We start from the raw sequence: 18925 nt of genomic DNA, 5'->3' as shown, positions 1-18925 counted from the left end.
GTTCTGTAAGCAAAACCAACATAAACCCCCGAATGTCTATCAGATTGCTCAAAACACTGGTCGCGGTCGCGGATCACAAGACCTTCAGCGCGGCTGCGGATGCGGTGTTCATCACCCATGCCGCCGTCAGCCAGCAGATGCGCACGCTGGAGACCGACCTTGGTATCCCGCTTTTCGATCGCAGCCACCGCACCCCCGAACTCACGCCGCTCGGTCGGGCCGTTGTCGCCCGCGCGCGCAAGCTGGTGATGGACTATGACAATCTCGTTCCGTCGGTTCTGGGCGATGACGGGCTGACTGGCGATGTCGTCCTGGGCGCGGTGCCAACGACGCTCATCGGTCTCGCACCACTCTCCATGTCGATCCTGCGCGCGCGGTTCCCCGATCTGCGCGTGCGGATCACCCCTGCGCTCACCGCCGCGCTTTTGTCCGGGCTGGATCGGGGCAACTACGATGTGGCAATCATCACGAAGCCCGTCCTGATGCCCCTCGGCATGGCGTTTCTCGAAATCGCAACCGAGCCGCTGCACCTGATCACGGGTTCGGAAGTCACTGAAAGTGATCCCGTCAAGATACTGGAAACGCAACCTTTTATTCGCTTCAATCGCGACGCTGTGGTGGGCACCTTGATCGAAACCTGGATTCAGGAAAACAACATCCGGGTGAGCGAGGCGATGGAGCTTGGCAATCTCGAAGCGATCTCGAGCATGGTGCATTCCAACCTCGGCGTCTCCATCGTGCCGCGCTCTTGTGTGACCAGTGCCTATGCCATTCCGCTGAACCACGTGGCGCTTGACGGCGCGCCGTCGCGGGTGCTTGGACTGGCCTACCGCAAGGAGCATCCCAAACTGCGCGTGATCGAGGAAATCCACGCGGCCCTCTTGCGCGCCGTCGAAGACCACGCACCCCCCAAGGATACCCCCAAGACCGAGGCTCCATGACCACCGAAGCGATTCTCTTCATCACTCTGGGGGCCTTCGCCGGAGGGTTCGTGAACGGCCTCGCAGGCACCGGCACCGCACTTTTCGCGCTTGGGTTCTTCCTCGTGGCGCTCGATCCAATCAGTGCCGTCGCGGTCGTGTCGCTGATGTCGGTGGTCACCGGGCTTCAGGGATTATGGGTCGTGCGCGAGGCGCTGACCCGCAATGTCCCGCGCCTGATGCGGTTCATCATCCCCGGATTGCTTGGCGTTCCGGTGGGGATTTCTCTGCTGACTTTCATCGACTCGGACACGCTCAAGCTGTTGATCGGGGGGCTGTTGATCGTATACGGCGGGTTTTTCAGCTTCCGCGCGAACCTGCCCAAATTCGAACGCCGCACCCCGGTGCTCGATTCGATGGTTGGATTGACCGGCGGGGTGCTGGGCGGGATGGCGTCGCTCTCGGGCGCGCTGCCGGTGATCTGGTGCTCCATGCGCCCCTGGCCCAAGGCCGAAACCCGCGCGGTGCTGCAACCCTTCAACGTCAGCGTTCTGTTTACCACGACCGTGATGCTCTGGTGGCGTGGGGCCTATACGTCGACCACCGTCACCGCCTTCCTAATCGCGCTGCCCACGTCGCTTCTGGCAGCGCAGATCGGCATTGCGGTGTTTCGTCGGATCTCGGACAACATCTTCAGACGCCTGCTGATCGGGCTGTCCCTGCTTTTGGGGCTGGGCATCCTGATCCGCGCGGCGCTTTGACCTGGCGCACCTGACCGGAGGACCACTTGTGCTGACACTCTACTATGCGAAAGGCTCGTCTGCCTTGGCGTCCCATCTCCTGCTCGAAGAAGTGGGCGCGGAGTATGCCGTCCACGAGGTTCCCATCGCGCACGGGGCCAATCACGAACCGGCCTATCTCGCGGTCAATCCCAAGGGCCGCGTTCCGGCGCTGAAAACACCCGAGGGGGTCATCACCGAAAACCCGGCCATCCTGAACTACGTCGCCGCCACACACCCGCAGGCCGAAATGTTGCCCGACACGCCCTTCGCCCGCGCCGAAGCAGATGCGCTGAACGCCTATCTCTGTGCGACCGTCCACGTTGCTTTTGCGCATCTGCTGCGCGGCGCCCGCTGGGCCGACAGCGCCGAGGCGCAGGCCGCGATGAAAGACAAGGTCGCCGCGAACTTGGCCGATTGTGCGCAAGTCATCGAGGACCACTACCTCAAAGGGCCGTGGGCGCTTGGCGACACCTATACACACTGCGACGCCTACCTGTTCCTCGTGCCGCGCTGGTTGGCCAAGGCGGGGGTCGATCTGTCGGACTTCCCCAAGCTCGAAGCGCATCACAACGCGCTGCTGCACCGCCCGGCGACCCTCGCCGTGATGGCCATTCACGGCATCTGACGCGTCAGGTCACGACCGGCGCGGGCTGGCCCTCGATCATGACGTTGACGCAAGCGGGCTTGCCGGACGCGATGGCGCGGCGCAGCGCATCAGGCAGGTCTTTCGCCTCTGTCACCAACACGCCGAACCCGCCCAGCGCCGTCACCGCCTCGTCATAACGCGCGCCGCTCAGGTCGCAGCCATGCGTGCGGTCCGCGCCGAAGTCGCGCAGCTGGATCTGATGCTCCGCGTTCCAACGCTGGTCGTTCCCGATCACCGCGACGAAGGGCAGGTTTTCCCGGACGGCGGTTTCGAATTCGGCAAAGTGGAACCCGACCGTCCCGTCCCCCATGAGCGCGACCACCGTCGCCAGTGGGTCCGCCGCCCGCGCCGCCATCGCGTAACACAGCCCACCGCCGATCGCGCCCGAGACACCGTTGATGATCCGTCGCGGGGCGGACACGCCCGCCTGCGCCCATTGCCCGAACTCTCCGCCATCGCAAATGAGAACGGGGGATGCGACCTCCTCAAGTGCCGCTTGAACCGCCGCGCATAACCCGTTGGATGTGATCGCGGTTTTCTCGTCTCTCCGCTCCACCCGACGCGCGCAAGCATCATGGACGCGGCCCGTCCAATCGCGATCCCGCTCCGCAGCAGATCCCTTGCACAGCGCCTCTGCCACAGCGACCGCATCGGCCTCGATCGTCCATGCCACGCGATCCCCGACGTTCAGACGCGCGCGTGTCAGCTCACCCGGATCGGCGTTGACCACGGCCCAACCGGCCTCCGGTGCCGCAGCACCAAAGCCCAGCGTGAAGTCCAGCGGCTTGCCCAGGAGCACCACGCGATCCGCCTCTGCGAACACCGCCGCTATCGCGCCCAGCGACGGGTCCTTCATCCCCCTCGGGCTTTCCATCACGATCACCGGCGCTCCGGTCGCCTGCTCCAGCCTGTCCGCCAGACCCGGCTGGCGCGTCGCGTTCAGCGCGGGGCCGAGGACAAGAACCGGCCTCTCCGCCGCGTCGATCCACTGGCGCAGGGCGCTGACCTCCGGCGCGGCCGCATCCGGGATCTGCGTCAAACCGACAGCATCCGTTTCAGCCAGCAGAACGTCCGCCGGCAAGGACACATGCACCGGCCCCGGCCGTCCCGAAAGCGCCATACGCACGGCCTTGTCGATGGTTCCGCAAAGGTCCTCCGCGCGGGTCACGCGCACCGACCACTTGGTCAGAGATCGGGTCAGTCCAACCTGATCCATCTCTTGAAACGCCCCCTGCCCGTCGCGCGCCACCGGGCTGTCGCCGCTCAACAGAAGCATCGGCGTATCCGACGCCCGCGCGGTCAGGAGCGGGCCAAGCGCGTTACCCAGCCCCGCGCCCGCCGTCACCAGCGCGACACCGACACTGCCGGTGATCTGCGCATAGCCCTCGGCCATATAGACCGCCGCCGCCTCGTGCCGCGTATGGTAGAGCCGCAGCCCAGCGTCGAGGCTCGCATCGAAAAGCGGCATGATCTGGTTGCCCGAGAGCGCAAAGATGTCTGTGACCCCATGCGCCGCCAGCGTGCGCATCACCGCATCCGCCCCGCGCATCATGCCTCCGCCACGTGCACGGTGACGCGGTGCACCGCGTTGTTGGCGAAGCCCGCCATGTCGAACGGCGCGTCGAGCGGTTGCGTGTTGCCTTCGGCATCCGTCGCACGGCAGGCAAGTTCGTGGACCCCCGGTGTGGCGTCCCAATCGACCTGCCAGCCGGTCCATGCGTAAGTGTCTGCCCGGCCTGTCAATTCCGCCTCCTGCCACTCGCCGTTCAACAGCACCTCCACCCGTTTGATCGGCACCCCACCACCGGACCACGCGCGACCGCGTAGCGTCTTCCGTCCCGCCTGCATCCAGCGTTGTCGCGTCACCCAATCGGGCACGCCGGGCGGCATCATCAGCGACTTGACCCGGATCGTGGTGATCGGCGTGCCGGGATCGTTCTCGTCGGTGCGAAAGCGGTAGGTCTGCACCTGCTGGAAGCCCTGATATCGTTCCGTCAGCGCCTCTACTGTCGTGAGCCATTTGACCGACGCCATTCCGTACCAGCCCGGCACGATGATCCGAAGCGGCGCGCCGTGCTGTGGCAAGAGCGGTTGTCCGTTCATCCCCCAGACCAGCATCACGTCGAGATCCGCGACTTGGCGCGGCGTCAGCGACCGACCGAAGTAGTGCGGCTGTCCCTTGTCGAAGCCGTAATCTGCGCCGAGGAATGCGAAATCCTGCACCCCCGCTTGCGGCTTTGCGCGCTCCAGCAAGGGCGCAAGCGGCGTGCCGGTCCATTCGGACGTGCCCACCGCCTCGTAAGCCCAAGGCATCGAGAAACAGCGCGGGCTGACCCCGATCCGCCCGTTGCCCGCACATTCCAGCGTCACCGGGCGCGTGACCTCTGGCAGCGCGCGGATCTCGTCCATCGTGAGGCTGTAGGGCGCATCGAACGCGCCTTCAAAGCGCAACACATGATCGGCCCCGGACAGCATCGGAACGTCGAAATGGTTGAGCAGGTAATGCGTGCCGGTGGGCGTGATGTCCAAGTCCAGTGTTTCCAGCAAGGCACCGGAGTTGCGGTTGGCCAGCGCCACCTCTTCGCGCGAAAACACGCCCTCGGTCACGGGCGGGCGCTTCGCGTCGGGCGCGAAAGGATTGGTCGTCATATCACCTCGTCGGAACGGTCGTCGCTTTCGCCGTAGCGTTTCAGGACGGCGGGTTTCGTGCCTTCGTAGACACGTTCGATATTCTGCGCGATCTTGGCGTTCTCGCGCTCGAAGAGGCAATCACCGTTGAGGTCAGAGGCCACGATGAACGGCCCCATCTTATTGCATTTGATGACCCACATGGCTTGGGCAAGGCCCAGTTCCTCGTTCCAGTGCACCGCCTCCACATTCTCGACCCCCCGCCCCAGAAGCGCGCCGGTGCCGTAGCCGACCGTCGAGAGGTAAATGGCACCGTTAGGAACGAAGTAGCTCTTGTAATCCTTCGAGGTCATGCCGCCCTTGCCGATGATGAGCCGTGCGCCGGTCTTTTCCATCCATTCCGGCAGCCACTTGGCAAAGCGGAACGAGGCCGTGGCCGTCACCGCCCCCATGTCGAAACTGCCATCGGCATTGATGCGGGCGGCGGGCGAACAGTGGAAGTTGGCCGCACTTTGCGACGGCAGCTCCATCGGAATGTTCGCCTTCTCCTCCAGCGCGCGCATATAGACGCCCTCGCGGGCCGTATACATCAGCCCGTCGAGGTAGACGATGTCGCCCAGCCGCAGCTTTGCGATGTCCTCATCGGTCGGCGTGGTGGAGAGGCGGATTTCACGGGGGCTCATGGTTTGGTCTCCAAAGCTAACGTGGCCAGAACCTCGGCGGTGTGCGCACCCAGCGCGGGCACTGGCAGCAACGTTTTTGGGCTCCAAGGCGCATTGAATGGCAAAGACGGTGCGCGAACGGTCATGTCGAGTTCCGGCACGTCCAATCGCAACCATGCCGGGCTGTCTGCCATCTGCGGATGCGACAGCGCCTCGGCAAGGGTGCGGACGCGGGCTGCGGGCACGTTTGCTGCGGACAACCTGTCCTCCCAAACCTCTGCGGTAGCCGTGGGGAAAACCCTGCGCAGCGCGTCGGCCACGTTCGAGGCGTCCGTGTCTTTGGCCAGATCCGGCCGGTCCAGCGCGGCGCAAAGACGTGCTGCCTGAGCCGGAGTATTCGCGGTGACCACCAGCGCGCCATCGGCTGTCTCGAAGCGGCCGGAAAACGGCGTATCGGCAAAGGCACGATTGCCCTCCAACCCGCGCAACTGGCCGGTCGTTTCGTGGTGGATCGCATAGGCCCCCATGAAGGCCGTCATCGCATCCAGCATGGAAACGGTCAGCCGTTGCGCTTCGCCCGGTTTGCGCGCCCGGTTCAACAGCGCCCCCAGGATTGCCGCAACCAGCGCTTGACCGGCAACGTAATCGACAATGGGCAAACCAACGCGCATCGGGCCGCTGCCAGTGTCGCCAGTCATTGCCATTAGGCCGGACATGCCTTGCAGGATGTGATCGTAGGCCGGGCGGTCCGACAGCGGGCCGGTTGGGCCGTATCCGCTCAGGCTGGCATAGATGATGTCGGTTCGCTTTGAGCGTATGGCATCGAACCCTACACCCAGACGATCGACTACACCGGGACGGAAATTCTCGACCAAGACATCGGCTGTCTCGGCAAGACGGAGAAACATCTCGTGATCACTTTCGTCCTTGAGATCAAGAACAACCGACTTTTTGCCGCTGTTCTGGCTGAGGAAGGATGCGCCGAACCCTGCATCCTTCATCGCCTCAGTGCCACCGTGTCGTCGCACGAAATCGTCGCTGTCGGGACGTTCCACCCGGATCACGTCCGCGCCCATGAGGGCAAGCTGACCGGTCGCATAGGGACCCGCTAGAACATGCGTCAGGTCGAGAATGCGAATGCCGCTGAGGGGGCCATCGCTCATTCCGCCGCCTCGTGCATGGGTTCCCAGTCCACGGTTTCCCGGCGTTGATACGGCGTGAACCAGTCGGGATCGGTGCGGTATTCGACGCGGCCATCGGGCCAGAGCCGGGCCACGGCGCGGCGGGAGGAGAGGCAGAAGGCATGCACCGACATCGGCATTCCGCCGGTGTGGCAGTACCCCACCTCGATGTTGCACTGCACCACCATATTCTTGCCGACAAAGCCCATCGCGCCCATGCCGATGGAGTTGCCGAGTTCCTTGAACTCTTCCTCCATCTCGGCGATGCGCGGATCGGAATTGCGGCTGCCCACGGTGCGCAGCACCGAGGCGCGTTTGCCCAGCGTCATGCAGATGTCCTTGGAGCCGCCCAGCCCGATACCGATGATTGCCGGTTGGCAGGCCAGACCGCGCTTGCCGAAGGCCATCAGGCTGTCGAGGTAGAACCGTTTGATCCCCTGGATGCCATCTGACGGGAACAACATGCGGTAATCGGTGCCGAAGAGCCCGCCCTTGTGCACGGTGATGAGGTCGATCCAGTCGCCCTCGGGCTCGAACCCGTATTCGATCTCGGGCGCGCCGATGCCGACATTGTTGTTGTGATCGGTGCGCCAGAGCGGATGCACCCGGTTGGGGCGCAGGGGCACGCCGTTGGTGGCGGTGGCGGTGGCGCGTCTTAGCGCCGTCTCAAGCGCGCACATGCCGCCTTCGACGCTGGCCTCGTTGCCCATCTTGACGAACCAGCGCGGCACACCGGTGTCGCCGCACATCGCCCGGCGGTCCTCCTTGGCGGCCTCGTAATTGTCGAGCATGGCCTTGAGGACGAAGGACGAGAGATCCCCGTCTTCGGTTTCGGCGGCGCGTTTGAGGCCGGTGAGGTAATCGTCGGGGATATCGATGGCCGCCTTGTCCATCAAGGTTTCGGCGGTGGATTGGATGAGGGATATGGGGATCATGTTGAAACTCCCGTTTGGGCATTGCCTCGTCCGGCGTAAGCCGGACAGCCCCCGACCGCCCCCCCGGGCGGGGGCTTCACCCCCACCTGCGGTCGCGGGCTGTCCGGCACCAAACGATGTACCTTGTTTCTTTGAAGTAAGACAAAGACTCTCGTCATTGCGCCGCCACCAATGTCTCCGGCTCGCCCTCGGGCAGCACCGTCTCTCCCGGCCGCACGATGGTGAACTGCACATCCTCGCGGCTGACCTCGACCGTATCGCCCTTTTGCTGCGCGACGGTGAAATAGCTATCCTCCATCGCGCCCGGGTCTGGGAAATCCTCGCGGTAATGGGCGCCGCGGGAGTTGTCTCGGGCAAGGGCTGCCTTGGTGATGACCTCGGAAATATCGCAGAGCGACCGCAGGTTGAGCCAGTCATGCCATGTCAGATTGAACGCCAGATTGTCAGCTGACAATCCGGTTTCCATCAACGATTCCGAGACCTTGGCGATGCGCGTTAACCCTCTGGTAAGGCCGGTTTCGGTGCGCATCACGCCCACCTCGTCCCACATCGCGTTCTGCAACTCCTTGCGCAGCGGCAGCACGAGGCCAGGCTCGCGCGTAAAGGGATGGCAGGCGCGGGCAAGCTCGGCCTCCATCACGTCCATGTCCGGTTCGCGCAGGCCGAAGCCGCGCACATCGGCACCCATCACGTCGCCCGCGATGCCGCCATAGACGGTGGAATTGGCGACACCATTGCCGCCCAGCCGGTTCGACCCATGCGCGCCGCCCGCGTCCTCTCCGGCGACATAAAGCCCCTCCATCGCGGTGCGCGTGTCCATATCGACAACGACGCCGCCCATGAAGTAATGCGCGGTGGGGACCACCTCGACCTTGCCCGCGGCCAGATCGAACCCGCTGTCGGCGCAGCGTTTGACCATGCCCTTGAACTTCTCGCGCACGTTGTCGGGGCCGAGATGGGCCATCGAGATGAACACGCCCTCCTGCTCGGGATTGTTGTTCTTGCGCATCTCGGCATAGATGCCGCGGCTGACCACGTCGCGCGTGGCGCGTTCGCCCTTGGCGTCGTAGTCGAACATGAAGCGCTGGCCCGCGTGGTTCACAAGCTGCCCGCCCGCGCCGCGCAGACCTTCCTCGAGCACCGTGCCGGTCATCCGAGTGTGATCGCCCGCAAGCAGCCCGGTGGGATGGAACTGCACCATCTCCATGTCGCGCAGCGGCAGACCGGCGCGCAGGGCCATCGCCAGCCCGTCCATCGTCTTGTCGCCACTGGGCGTGTGGTACTTGTACATGGTCGGACCGCCACCCGTGCCCATCAGCACGGTCTTGGCGCGTACGAAGCGGAACTTGCCTGTGCGCATGTCGATCATCAGCACACCCGAGAGCGCGGTGCCGTCCTTCGTCGGGATCAGCCCGATGGCGCGGTGTTCCTGCAATTTCTCCACATTGCGGGACAGCACCTGCTCCATCAGGCGGTTGATAATCTCGATGCCGGTGAGGTCGCCCTTGTGCACCGTGCGATCCGCCGTCTGACCGGCAAACGCCTTCTGGTGCAGGGATCCGTCCGGGTTGCGGTCGAAGAAGCAACCGATCTCGTTTTCCAACTCGCGGATACGCACCACGGCCTGTTCGCAGAGCCGCCAGGCCATGTCCTGATTGGGCAACCACTTGCCGCCCTCGATCGTGTCCATGAAGTGCCGTTCGACGGAATCGCCGCCGCCGAGTGCCACGTTATAGCCGCCCTGCACCATCCGCGTGCAGCCGCATTTGCCGATCAGGCCCTTGACGGCGATCGTCACCTTGGTGCCCTCAGGTGCCGTTTGCAGGGCGTGAAGGGCGGCGAACATGCCCGCGCCGCCGGTGCCGAGGATCAGGATATCCGTGTCGTGCGGGTCGATGTCTTTTACGCTGAACATATCAAATCGCCTGCAAGAGGAAGGTTGTCGAGACAAGGAACGACCCGGCCACCGCCGCCGCCGCCCATGTCTTTTGCGGCGCGCTCCACGGCAGCCATTCCAGCGCCAAGAGCCGCAGCCCGCCGAAGAAATGCACGGCGAGCAGGAAGACAAGACCGAACTCGGCCAGTTTGACCAGCGGCATCTCGGTCAGGGTCAGGAAAGCATCCAGCCGCGCGGCGTCGTTCAGGGCGTAGGACAACACCCAGAAATGCAGCGGAAGGAAAAGCGCGAGGCCAATCCCCGACAGCCGGTGCAGGATATAGGCCAGCCAAAGCGGATGCGCGCGATCGACCCTCATGCCGTCACCGCCCAGACCGCCTGTGCGCCGAGCAGGAACAATCCCAGCCCGATCACCGCCGACAGCCCGTCGCGCAGGCCACCGCGCAGCCCCACCCATTCGCCGAGGATCGTGCGCAGGCCGATGGTTGCGTGGATCGATACGGCGATGACGAACATGACGTAGAAGGCCAACCAGAAGACCGAGCCTTGGGTGCGGCCGAGGATCTCTGCCGCCGTGAGCCCGCCCTGGATTGCGTAGATCATCACGCCGATATGGACGATCACGAAGGGTGCCATCACCAGCGCGCTGAGGCGTTGCGCCATGTAGAGCTGGAATTCGCTCATCCCTTGCGCCCTCCGAAGAACCGCTTGGTGGTAGCGCGCTTCAGCCCCGCGATGGCCGACAGGGGGTCCAACTCGTTCGGGCAATAGGCGGTGCAGGACCCCATCGAATGACAGGAATGGCATCCGCCCTTGCCGGAGACCGCATCGAGGATCGCGTCCCGGTCGGCATCCTTGGCGTCGTTGTAAAGCGTCCAGGCCCGTTGCAGGGCCGCCGGACCAAGGTAGTCGGGATTGCCCGCCACCGTGTCACAGGCCGAATAGCAGACCGAGCAATTGATGCATTCGATCCCGGCATTCGCCTCTTGCCGGTCAGATGCGACGGGATCAATCGCCTCGATTTCATCTTCGCGGGTGCGGGTCGGGTGGTGCATGCCTTCGGCGGCGACCCATTTGTCGAAGAACGGGTCCATGTCGGCGGCCAGATCCTTGATGACCGGCAGGTTGCGCAGGGGACCGACCTCGATGGCACCGCCCTTCACGACCTTGCTGACATGGGTGCGGCAGGTCCAGCGCGGCACGCCGTTGACCATCATCGCGCAGCTTCCGCACATGCCGACGCGGCAGGCGAAGCGGTAGGTCAGGGTCGGGTCGGTGTTCTGCTGGATCCAGGACACCACGTCGAGAACGGTCTGGTTGTCATAGGCCGGAACCTCGAATGTCTGCGGCCTTTGCGGCGTATCCGGGCCTCCGCGTTGCACCGTTACAGTCAAGTGGTCTCGCTCTGGCATCTGAGAGCCCGCCTTTCTTCGATCCTGTTGATGGTCAAAGAATAACGGTCAGCGCAGGTAACGAAAAGGCAAATAAATTAACCTCATTCGTAAGCATGTCTTACAGTGCAACTTTCGGCAAACGCGATGGGCGCCCCCCGCTCGGTTTGCGGGGATCAGACGAAATCGACGCTCTTGCTGAACGGCATCTCGCGCAGCCGCGTGCCCGTCACCGCCCAGATGGCACCGGCCAATGCGGGAGCCGCTGGCGGCACCGGGGGTTCGCCGATTCCCAGCACGCGGTCGCCGTTTTCCAGACCGCGCACATGGATCGTGGGGCATTGGTGCAGGCGCATGCCGGGGTTGGTGTCGAAATTCGATTGCTCGGCCACGCCACCGGCATAGGTGATCTCGCTGTTCATCGCGTGACCGAGGCCGTAGATCACGCCGCCCTGCACGAGGTTTTCGAAATTCACCGGATCGACAACGCGGCCCACCTCGGCGGCGACCCAGACGGTGTCGATGCGGATCCCGTTGTCGGTGTCCGTGACCTCGATCACCTGCGCGCAGTGGACGCCGAAGGATTTGGTCAGCGCCACGCCGCGCCCGGTCTTCGATCCGTTCGCAAGGCCGCCGGTGCCGGACCAGTTGGACATCTCGGCTACGGCCTCCAACACTTGCCGCGCAAGCGGGTCGCTGCACAGGCGCAGGCGTTCTTCCAGTGGGTCGGCCCCGGCGGCGGCGATCAATTCGTCCAGTGCGGCATTGTAGAAAAAGCCGTTGGAGGACGCGCCGACCGAACGCCATGAGCTGATCGGGGCCAATTCGGGCGCGCGGTAGCCAGTGACACGCTGGTGCGGGATGGCGAAGGGCTGTTCCCAAGCGCCCGCGACGATCTGGCTGTCGGGACCCGGGGCGGATTGGTTCTGGCGGCTGAGCTGCGAGGCCATGACCGAGGGCATGGCGATGCCGAGGTCGAGCGCTTCGACCCGACCGTTCGCCACTTTGCCGCGCATGCGTGCCATCGCGATCTGGCGCGGGAAATCGTGCAGCATGTCCTCTTCGCGCGACAGCGTCAGCTTGACCGGCGTGCCCTTCATCTGCATCGCGATCTCGGTCGCCTGTTTCACCACCTCGTCCTCGAGCCGGTGGCCGAAGCTGCCGCCCATCATCAGGACGTGGACGGTGACATTATCGGCGGGGATTCCGGTGATGCGGCTGACATTGGCCTGGATAAAGCGCGGGATTTGCGTGCCGGTCCAGACCTCGGCGCGGTCGTCATCGACGCGGACAATGGCGTTGATCGGCTCGAGCGGCGCGTGGGCCAGATAGGGCGCGCGGTATTCGGCGGTGAGGATGTCGCCATCGCCCAGCGCGGTCTCGACATCGCCATCGTCGCCCTTCTGGCTGTCTTGCGCGTCGGGTGTGAAGGACGCCTCGAGCGCGGCCCAATGATCCGCTTGTTCGAGAGGATATGCGGGGTCTTCCCACGTCACGTCGATCGCCTGCGCGGCGCGGAACGCCCGCCAGGTGTTGTCGGCGACGATGCCCAGCCCGCCGGTGATCGGCACGACCGCCTGCACGCCGCGCATGGCGAGGGCTTCGGACGCGTCGTAATCGGCCATGCCGCCGCCCTGCGCGGGGTTCATCAGCACGGTGGCGTGCACCATGCCGTCCACGCTGGCGTCGATGCCGTAGCCTTGCGTGCCGGTGCTTTTGGCGAGCATGTCGATCCGCTGCATCGGCTTGCCGATATAGCGCCATTGATCCGGCGCGCGCAGCGGCACGTCCTGCACCACATCGCGGTCCGCCAGATCGGCGGCGAGGGCGGTATACGGGATTTCTTGACCATCCGGTAAAATTACGGCTCCGGCGCGGGTGGTCAGGTCGTCGATGGCCACGCCTTCGCGGTCGGCCACGAGCGCCTTGATCGTCTCGCGGGCCGAGGCCCCGGCGCGGCGCAGCTTTTCGTACTGGTCCGGCACGGTGGTCGAGCCGCCGGTAATCTGAAGACCCATCACCTTCATCACGCTGTTCACCGCGCCTTCGGCGAGGTCGTGCATCATTCCTGCGGCGGGGACCATGAAATCGGCGGCTTCGGCGGCGAGGGCGGTGTTCCAATAGGCCGGGCTGGGCGGTCCGGGATCGGGGGTGATCTGATCGAGATCGACATCCAGCTCCTCGGCGATGAGGGCGGCTTGTACGTGGTAGACCCCCTGCCCCGAATCCGCGCGCGGCGTGATGAGGGTGATGCCGTCCTGCGTGATCTTGACGTAGGGCGTCAGCACCGCCTCTCCGGCATTAGCTGTAAGCGGATTCTCATGCGGTTTGCGCACGGTGTAGACGCCGAAGGCAACGCCGCCGACGACGGCGGCAGAGCCGATCAGGAACGTGCGGCGGGCGATGGTTCTGGCGCGTCCCATGCTCAGCCCTCCTGCATCATGTTGGCGGCGCGTTTGACGGCGGCGCGGATGCGTGGATAGGTGCCGCAGCGACACAGGTTGCCCGACATGGCGTCGTCGATCTCTTGATCCGTCGGGCGGGGATTTTCGGCCAGCAGGGACGCCGCCTGCATCATCTGCCCGGACTGGCAGTAGCCGCATTGCGCGACCTGTTCGGTGAGCCAGGCGGCTTGCACGGCGTGCAGCGCCTCGGGTGTGCCGAGACCTTCGATGGTGCGGATGTCCGCGCCTTCGGCGTCGACGGCCCATGTCTGGCAGGAGCGCACGGCGACGCCATCGAGATGCACGGTACAGGCGCCACATTGCGCGATGCCGCAGCCGAACTTGGTGCCGGTCAGCCCCAACTCGTCGCGCAGGACCCAGAGGAGCGGCATGTCGTCTTCGACATCGACCTCGTGCAGCGTTCCGTTGATCCTGAGTTGCATCATGCGCTCCATTCCGTCGGCTAATTCAACCTAACATAGGCGGATGCGCGGCGGGAGGGAGAGGTGACGCTGGGGTAATTTGCGTTTGTGCGTTTCGGGTTTCGGAGCGGCGGGGCCGCTCCGACCGGGTGGGGGGCGCTGCCCCCCACACCCCCCGAGGTACTTGGAGCCCAAAGAAGCCGGGGTTATGTCAGATCAGGCGGCCTTGCGCGATCTGTTGCGGCGGCGGCGGTTGCCGTTGGGTTTTGCCGTGGCACCGGCGGGTCGGCCTTGGCCGCCCTTGCCGCCGCGTCCCTGACCGCGTGTCTGGGGTTTGCGGGCGACCGGGTCTTTCGGCGCGGTGCCGCTGGCGACGGGCACCTCGATCTTCATCAGCTTTTCGATCTGGCGCAGCAGGTCGGCATCGTCCGGGGCGCAGAAGGCGATGGCTTCGCCTTCGCGACCGGCGCGGGCCGTGCGGCCGATGCGGTGGACGTAGTTGTCCGGCACGTCGGGCAGATCGTAGTTGACCACGTAAGCCACGCCCGGAATGTCGATGCCGCGGGCGGCCACGTCGGTTGCCACCAGCACCTTGATCGTGCCATCGCGGAACGCCTTGATGGCGCGGTCGCGTTGGCCCTGGCTCTTGTTGCCGTGGATCGACGCGGCGTTATAGCCGTCCGCCACGAGGCCCTTCATCAGCTTTTCCGCGCCATGTTTGGTGCGCGAGAAGACCAGCGTAAGGGCATCCATGTCACGCGACAGGATTTCGCGCAGCTTGGCCGGTTTCTCGCCCTTGCTGGACAGGTGATGCACCGATTGCGTGACCTTGTCGGCGGCTTTGCCCGGAGGCGAGACCTGCACCTTTTTCGGGTCGGTGAGGTAAGCCTTGCTCAGGTCTTCCATCTGTTTCGGCATGGTGGCCGAGAACAGCATGGTCTGGCGCGGGGTGCCCAGTTTCGGCGCGATCCGGCGCAGGGCGTGGATGAAGCCCATGTCGAGCATCTGGTCGGCTTCGTCCAGCACGAGGTGCTTGACGGTGCGTAGGTCGACGGCCTTGCGGTCCATCAGGTCGATGAGGCGACCGGGCGTGGCGACGAGGATGTCGGTGCCCTTGAGCAGGTGGTGGATCTGCTTGTTGATGGACTGGCCACCGACGACGACGTTCACCTTGAGGTGGGTCTTTTTCGTGAGCGTGCGCAACGCTTCGGCGATCTGGTTGACCAGTTCGCGGGTTGGCGCGAGGATCAGCGATTTCGCTGTTTTCGCGGCGGGTCGTTCGGGCATGTCCATCAGGTGGCTGACCAGCGGCAGGCCGAAGGCCATCGTCTTGCCGGTGCCAGTCTGGGCAAGGCCCAGGATGTCATGGCCCGCCATCGCAAGCGGGATCGCCTGGTCCTGAATCGGGGTGGGTGTGGTGAGGCCGGCCTCCTTGAGAGCGGCGAGGAGAATGGGCTTGAGGCCCAGCGTATCAAAATCAGACAAAAGGTATCCTTTGCGTCCGCACGCGATCTCGCGCACGGAGGGAGTTCTGCCGCATCATCGCGGCAACGAGGGTGTCGCAGGACCTTAAGACATCACGAGAGCGCCCCGCACCGTCTGGTTCTGCGTCAGGGACCCTGCGTGATGGGGAACTGAATTGCTCATCGCCGGTGCGCCCAAGATGACGGGCGCGGCAAGCTCACGCGGCTGCGCGGCGATGAGGAGGACATGGGGCCTAACGCCCGGCAAGTCAACCGATAAAGCGGTGCAGCACGTAAGCCGCGGCGACAATGTGGATCAAAGTGATCACAACCGACAGGCCGTGCAGCATGGCGAAGCGGCGCTTGTTGCCCGCATCCGTGGCGGCGTTGATCGCGGGCATGAGCCGTTGCCGGGTCGGGATCGTCGTCAGCGCGATGGCGGCCATGATCGCCGCGCCCAGCGGATCGGAGAGCGCGAGGAACACGGCCGACAGCCCTGCCCCGGCGATGACGAAGAGATAGAAATGTGGGAAGGCGCGGCGGATGGTCGGGCCAGCGGTCTCGGCCGGGAGCGCGGTGAACAGGAACGCCGCGAAACCGAAGGAATAAAGGACCATGCCGCCGAAGAGGAGCGCGGTCGAGAGCAGGGCGAGTGTCGTCATGTCAGTCTCCTTGTTGGTCGGGTTTGCGGGCGGTGCCCATGTAGATGATCATGGTGCCAGGCACCCGTCCGAAGGTGAAATCGCCCTTGGCGTTCAGGCCGCGCGGGCCGAGGCCGGTCATCTTGCCGATTGTGAACCCCGCGCGGTCGAGCTGCGCGCGCAACTCTGCCGGTTTGATGAACATCTCGGGGTCATGTGTGCCCTTGGGCAGCAGTTTGAGCACGTTCTCGGCCATCGTGATCGTGGCGAGGCGCGAGATCGGGTTGCGGTTGATCGTGTCGAAGAGGAACATGCCGCCGGAGCGCAAGACGCGGGACACCTCATCGATCACCTGCGGGAGATCCTGAACGTGCTCCAGCACATCGACGCAGACCACCGCGTCGAAGCTTTGATCCGTGTAGGGCAGCGCCTCGCCCACGCCGACATCATAGGCGATGGTCCGGCCCGCGGCCTCTGCGTGTTGACGGGCGGCGGCGATGGCGTCTTTCGCGGGGTCGATACCGGTGACATTTGCGCCCCGATCATCAAGGGCCTCGGCCATGAAGCCCCCGGCGCAACCGAGGTCGAGCACCTCCTTGCCGTGCCAGTCAATGTGCGTGTCGAACCAGCTCAAGCGACCCGGCACCATGTTTCTGAGCGTGCGCACCCAGCGGATGTCATCTGACCACCAATGCGCGGCGACGTCATCGTAGATCGCCAGGTTATTCCGCTGGGTTTGCGCCATTCTTGCGCTCCTTGGACGTGAGTTTGGGCAGGACATAGGGCACGCGATCCCGATAGCGATCGAATGCGGCGCCATAGCGCTGTTCAAAGCGTCGTTCCTTCAGGCGCGGGGCCAGCAGGCAATAGGCGGTATAGCTGACCGCCAGCGCCAGTTGATCCGGTGTCCAGACGGGAACGGCCCAGAGCGTCAGCGCAAAGGCCACATAGATCGGCTGGCGGATGTGGCGAAAGAGGCCACGGGTCGGCATATCGGGGAAGACCGGTTTGATCTTGCCCAAGAGCGACATCCAGCCCAGCGCGCCGGATTGCACCTCGGCCCCGGCGTCGAAGCTGGCCTTTATGAGCAAGAGCCAGGTCGCGGCATAGGCGACGCAGATGGCGACCAACGCCCAGCCGTCGGCGCGGTACCAGATGATGCCGCTGGGCGTCCACAAAAGGAAAAGTGCCGCCAGTTGCAGCGATGCGATGATGGCGTAAGTGGTGGTCGAGAGCGTGCCGCCGTGTGGGCCGGGGATCAGGCGGGCCACAATCTGCATCCCCGGTTTCGAGAGCAGGAAGGAGTGCAGCAGCGGGAATTGCAGGATCAGCACCGCGTTGGCGAGCGCCGCCCAGGGCCACGGGACGGTGCCGAAGCTTTCGCTCATTCCGAAGAACATGGCGGTCATCATCGACAGGACGGCGATGGCGAAGATCATGTGGCAGATGGTGCCCATGACCAGCGCCAGCGCGATCCGGCCCTTGCCGGGCGGCGGCGTCACTGCGGCGGTGATCAGCGTGACCAACCGCTTGATGCGGGGATCGTCCAGCCTCATGCAGTGGCCAGGATGTCATCGGCGATGGCGGTGCCGCTTTGCCACGCGTGCTCGACCCGCGGTCCGAGACACCAGTCGCCACCCGCATGAAGCGTGCCGTCGCGCGAGGTGACGAAGGGCTGTCCCAGCTGCCGAGACACAAAGGCATAGCGCCAGCGATGCGCGGTGGCATAGGCCACATCGGTGGGCGCGAGCCCGTAATGCGACAGGAAAAGGTCGAGCATCAGCGTCGCGATCTCGTCCTTGGTACGCTCGAGATGGGCCGCGCTCCAATCGGCATTGGCTTGCACGACCCAGCAGTTCTGCGTCGGTCGGCCGGGTTTGGCGCTGTCACGCGCCACCCAGGCGAAGGCATCGGTGGGGTTGGACTGTGTGTCGGGCGCGTTGGCGTCCCGCTTGAGAGCGACCATCAGGGTCAGGCTGGGATCGTATGTCACGCCGTTGAGCGGTTGCGTCAGAGCGGGCCCGACGAGCTTGGTGGTTTGCGGTGCGGGCGCGGTGCAAACGACGCGGTCGAACCGGCTAAGCGGCGCACTCGCCTCGAGCTCCCACCCATCGGCATGCTGCGTCAGCGCGGTGATTTCGGTTGCCTGATGCAGATCGACGCCTGTCGCCAGGAACTTCGCCAGTCCGGTCATGCCGGGCGTGCCCACATAGTGCCGCTCGCCCGCGTCGGTGTCCCATTGAGCGACGCAGCCTTCAGACATCGCCTCGTCCAGGAGCGTGCGAAAGCCGCGCGTCTCACACGGGATCATCTGCGCCCCGTGATCAAACTGAAACCTGCCCTCCGCACGACGCGTCGCCACGCGGCCGCCAAGGCCACGGCCCTTGTCGAACACGACGGGCGCCATCCCCGCCTCGATCAATCGCCGCGCACAGGACAGCCCGGTGATCCCCGACCCGATGATCGCAATTTTCATTTTCCAAGCCCCGTCCTGCGTGATCCTTTGTGCATTGCGGAAAGCTAAGACGAACGACGCGCCCGTCTAGGGATGCGTTGGAATCGCCTAGGCAAGCCGGTGTTTGGAAATGTTGCGGACACGCAGCCTGTTCCGAGGCTTCATTGTCGAAAGCCGGTCCGATCCAGCGTCTCGTGCCATTTCGATAAGGTGGCGGAGGCTCAGGGATTCGAACCCTGGGGACGCTCTCACGCCCAACGGTTTTCAAGACCGCCGCATTCGACCACTCTGCCAAACCTCCGGTGGCAGGTGACATAGCCGCCCGATTGCGATTCTGAAAGCGGGGTTGGGGAAAATCTGTACAACCGCACCGTCAGACTTTTCTTGGCGCGATGAAGACTGTAAGCTTTCGGCAAAACAAAAGCGGCGCTGGGCGGTCAGTCCCAAATTGCGCTCGG

Annotated in this window: 19 protein-coding genes and 1 tRNA gene; 3 read left to right on the top strand and 17 right to left on the bottom strand. The window is 64.6% G+C overall.

Going from position 1 to position 18925, the window contains the following annotated elements; genetic code table 11:
* Positions 1-32: 32 nt before the first annotated feature.
* Genes Q1B16_RS04270 through Q1B16_RS04260 form a run of 3 tightly spaced genes read left to right on the top strand, consistent with a single transcriptional unit; the run spans position 33 to position 2327 of the window.
* On the top strand, positions 33-941 hold the full coding sequence (locus Q1B16_RS04270) for a LysR family transcriptional regulator (protein WP_299784977.1): 909 nt from the start codon (positions 33-35) through the stop codon (positions 939-941).
* Complete coding sequence (locus Q1B16_RS04265) at positions 938-1681, top strand: sulfite exporter TauE/SafE family protein (protein WP_299784976.1); 744 nt, start codon at positions 938-940, stop codon at positions 1679-1681. Before Q1B16_RS04270 ends, Q1B16_RS04265 begins: the two co-directional genes overlap by 4 nt.
* A gap of 28 nt (positions 1682-1709) precedes the next feature.
* A complete protein-coding gene (locus Q1B16_RS04260) occupies positions 1710-2327 on the top strand; it encodes a glutathione S-transferase family protein (protein WP_299784975.1) in 618 nt (205 codons plus the stop codon).
* 4 nt (positions 2328-2331) lie between these two features.
* Here the strand turns inward: Q1B16_RS04260 and Q1B16_RS04255 are convergent, their stop codons facing one another.
* From Q1B16_RS04255 to Q1B16_RS04175, 17 genes are all read right to left on the bottom strand, one after another.
* Positions 2332-3900: a thiamine pyrophosphate-binding protein gene (locus tag Q1B16_RS04255; RefSeq protein WP_299784974.1), complete on the bottom strand. Its 1569-nt coding sequence runs from the start codon at positions 3898-3900 to the stop codon at positions 2332-2334.
* Positions 3897-4997: a sulfite oxidase gene (locus tag Q1B16_RS04250; protein WP_299784973.1), complete on the bottom strand. Its 1101-nt coding sequence runs from the start codon at positions 4995-4997 to the stop codon at positions 3897-3899. Before Q1B16_RS04250 ends, Q1B16_RS04255 begins: the two co-directional genes overlap by 4 nt.
* Positions 4994-5659 carry a fumarate hydratase C-terminal domain-containing protein gene (locus Q1B16_RS04245; RefSeq protein ID WP_299784972.1) on the bottom strand — a complete coding sequence of 222 codons (666 nt, stop codon included), beginning with the start codon at positions 5657-5659 and terminating at the stop codon, positions 4994-4996. The genes Q1B16_RS04250 and Q1B16_RS04245 overlap by 4 nt, the downstream gene beginning before the upstream one ends.
* Positions 5656-6801 (bottom strand): CoA transferase, encoded by a 1146-nt coding sequence (locus Q1B16_RS04240; RefSeq protein ID WP_299784970.1) that lies wholly within the window; start codon positions 6799-6801, stop codon positions 5656-5658. The genes Q1B16_RS04245 and Q1B16_RS04240 overlap by 4 nt, the downstream gene beginning before the upstream one ends.
* A complete protein-coding gene (locus Q1B16_RS04235; protein ID WP_299784969.1) occupies positions 6798-7754 on the bottom strand; it encodes a fumarate hydratase in 957 nt (318 codons plus the stop codon). Before Q1B16_RS04235 ends, Q1B16_RS04240 begins: the two co-directional genes overlap by 4 nt.
* Before the next feature lie 154 nt (positions 7755-7908).
* Positions 7909-9669 carry an FAD-binding protein gene (locus tag Q1B16_RS04230; protein WP_299784968.1) on the bottom strand — a complete coding sequence of 587 codons (1761 nt, stop codon included), beginning with the start codon at positions 9667-9669 and terminating at the stop codon, positions 7909-7911.
* Position 9670: 1 nt separating this feature from the next.
* Entirely contained in the window at positions 9671-10009 is a 339-nt protein-coding gene (gene sdhC / locus Q1B16_RS04225; RefSeq protein ID WP_299784967.1) for a succinate dehydrogenase, cytochrome b556 subunit, read from the bottom strand.
* Positions 10006-10335 (bottom strand): succinate dehydrogenase, encoded by a 330-nt coding sequence (locus Q1B16_RS04220; protein WP_299784966.1) that lies wholly within the window; start codon positions 10333-10335, stop codon positions 10006-10008. The genes sdhC and Q1B16_RS04220 overlap by 4 nt, the downstream gene beginning before the upstream one ends.
* Complete coding sequence (locus Q1B16_RS04215) at positions 10332-11063, bottom strand: 2Fe-2S iron-sulfur cluster-binding protein (protein ID WP_299784965.1); 732 nt, start codon at positions 11061-11063, stop codon at positions 10332-10334. Before Q1B16_RS04215 ends, Q1B16_RS04220 begins: the two co-directional genes overlap by 4 nt.
* Positions 11064-11218: 155 nt before the next feature.
* Positions 11219-13465: a molybdopterin cofactor-binding domain-containing protein gene (locus Q1B16_RS04210; RefSeq protein ID WP_299784964.1), complete on the bottom strand. Its 2247-nt coding sequence runs from the start codon at positions 13463-13465 to the stop codon at positions 11219-11221.
* Positions 13466-13467: 2 nt separating this feature from the next.
* A complete protein-coding gene (locus tag Q1B16_RS04205; RefSeq protein WP_299785986.1) occupies positions 13468-13929 on the bottom strand; it encodes a (2Fe-2S)-binding protein in 462 nt (153 codons plus the stop codon).
* Between the two features lie 195 nt (positions 13930-14124).
* Positions 14125-15393, bottom strand: coding sequence for a DEAD/DEAH box helicase (locus tag Q1B16_RS04200; RefSeq protein ID WP_299784963.1), 1269 nt, complete (start codon positions 15391-15393; stop codon positions 14125-14127).
* A gap of 247 nt (positions 15394-15640) precedes the next feature.
* Positions 15641-16033, bottom strand: a complete 393-nt coding sequence (locus Q1B16_RS04195; RefSeq protein WP_299784962.1) for a DUF4149 domain-containing protein — start codon at positions 16031-16033, stop codon at positions 15641-15643.
* A 1-nt stretch (position 16034) separates the two neighbouring features.
* Entirely contained in the window at positions 16035-16757 is a 723-nt protein-coding gene (ubiG, locus tag Q1B16_RS04190; protein WP_299784961.1) for a bifunctional 2-polyprenyl-6-hydroxyphenol methylase/3-demethylubiquinol 3-O-methyltransferase UbiG, read from the bottom strand.
* Positions 16735-17568, bottom strand: a complete 834-nt coding sequence (locus Q1B16_RS04185; RefSeq protein ID WP_299784960.1) for an isoprenylcysteine carboxylmethyltransferase family protein — start codon at positions 17566-17568, stop codon at positions 16735-16737. The genes ubiG and Q1B16_RS04185 overlap by 23 nt, the downstream gene beginning before the upstream one ends.
* The gene (locus Q1B16_RS04180) at positions 17565-18488 is read right to left on the bottom strand and encodes an FAD-dependent oxidoreductase (RefSeq protein WP_299784959.1); all 924 of its coding nucleotides are present in this window, start codon (positions 18486-18488) and stop codon (positions 17565-17567) included. The genes Q1B16_RS04185 and Q1B16_RS04180 overlap by 4 nt, the downstream gene beginning before the upstream one ends.
* Positions 18489-18678: 190 nt before the next feature.
* Positions 18679-18768: transfer RNA gene (locus Q1B16_RS04175), tRNA-Ser, on the bottom strand.
* Positions 18769-18925 lie beyond the last annotated feature (157 nt).

The sequence above is a fragment of the uncultured Marivita sp. genome (genome assembly GCF_947488135.1).
In the GTDB taxonomy this organism is placed as follows: Bacteria; Pseudomonadota; Alphaproteobacteria; order Rhodobacterales; family Rhodobacteraceae; genus Marivita.
Note: the sequence above shows the minus strand (reverse complement) of the source record. Positions and strands in the feature narration are given on the sequence as shown.

Coding starts and splice junctions, on each gene's coding strand:
- ubiG (WP_299784961.1), bottom strand. CDS start 16,757: ATGGCGCAAACCCAGCGGAATAACCTGGCGATCTACGATGACGTCGCC.
- sdhC (WP_299784967.1), bottom strand. CDS start 10,009: ATGAGGGTCGATCGCGCGCATCCGCTTTGGCTGGCCTATATCCTGCAC.
- Q1B16_RS04235 (WP_299784969.1), bottom strand. CDS start 7,754: ATGATCCCCATATCCCTCATCCAATCCACCGCCGAAACCTTGATGGAC.
- Q1B16_RS04255 (WP_299784974.1), bottom strand. CDS start 3,900: ATGATGCGCGGGGCGGATGCGGTGATGCGCACGCTGGCGGCGCATGGG.
- Q1B16_RS04195 (WP_299784962.1), bottom strand. CDS start 16,033: ATGACGACACTCGCCCTGCTCTCGACCGCGCTCCTCTTCGGCGGCATG.
- Q1B16_RS04220 (WP_299784966.1), bottom strand. CDS start 10,335: ATGAGCGAATTCCAGCTCTACATGGCGCAACGCCTCAGCGCGCTGGTG.
- Q1B16_RS04245 (WP_299784972.1), bottom strand. CDS start 5,659: ATGAGCCCCCGTGAAATCCGCCTCTCCACCACGCCGACCGATGAGGAC.
- Q1B16_RS04185 (WP_299784960.1), bottom strand. CDS start 17,568: ATGAGGCTGGACGATCCCCGCATCAAGCGGTTGGTCACGCTGATCACC.
- Q1B16_RS04265 (WP_299784976.1), top strand. CDS start 938: ATGACCACCGAAGCGATTCTCTTCATCACTCTGGGGGCCTTCGCCGGA.
- Q1B16_RS04270 (WP_299784977.1), top strand. CDS start 33: ATGTCTATCAGATTGCTCAAAACACTGGTCGCGGTCGCGGATCACAAG.
- Q1B16_RS04205 (WP_299785986.1), bottom strand. CDS start 13,929: ATGCAACTCAGGATCAACGGAACGCTGCACGAGGTCGATGTCGAAGAC.
- Q1B16_RS04240 (WP_299784970.1), bottom strand. CDS start 6,801: ATGAGCGATGGCCCCCTCAGCGGCATTCGCATTCTCGACCTGACGCAT.
- Q1B16_RS04230 (WP_299784968.1), bottom strand. CDS start 9,669: ATGTTCAGCGTAAAAGACATCGACCCGCACGACACGGATATCCTGATC.
- Q1B16_RS04210 (WP_299784964.1), bottom strand. CDS start 13,465: ATGGGACGCGCCAGAACCATCGCCCGCCGCACGTTCCTGATCGGCTCT.
- Q1B16_RS04215 (WP_299784965.1), bottom strand. CDS start 11,063: ATGCCAGAGCGAGACCACTTGACTGTAACGGTGCAACGCGGAGGCCCG.
- Q1B16_RS04250 (WP_299784973.1), bottom strand. CDS start 4,997: ATGACGACCAATCCTTTCGCGCCCGACGCGAAGCGCCCGCCCGTGACC.
- Q1B16_RS04180 (WP_299784959.1), bottom strand. CDS start 18,488: ATGAAAATTGCGATCATCGGGTCGGGGATCACCGGGCTGTCCTGTGCG.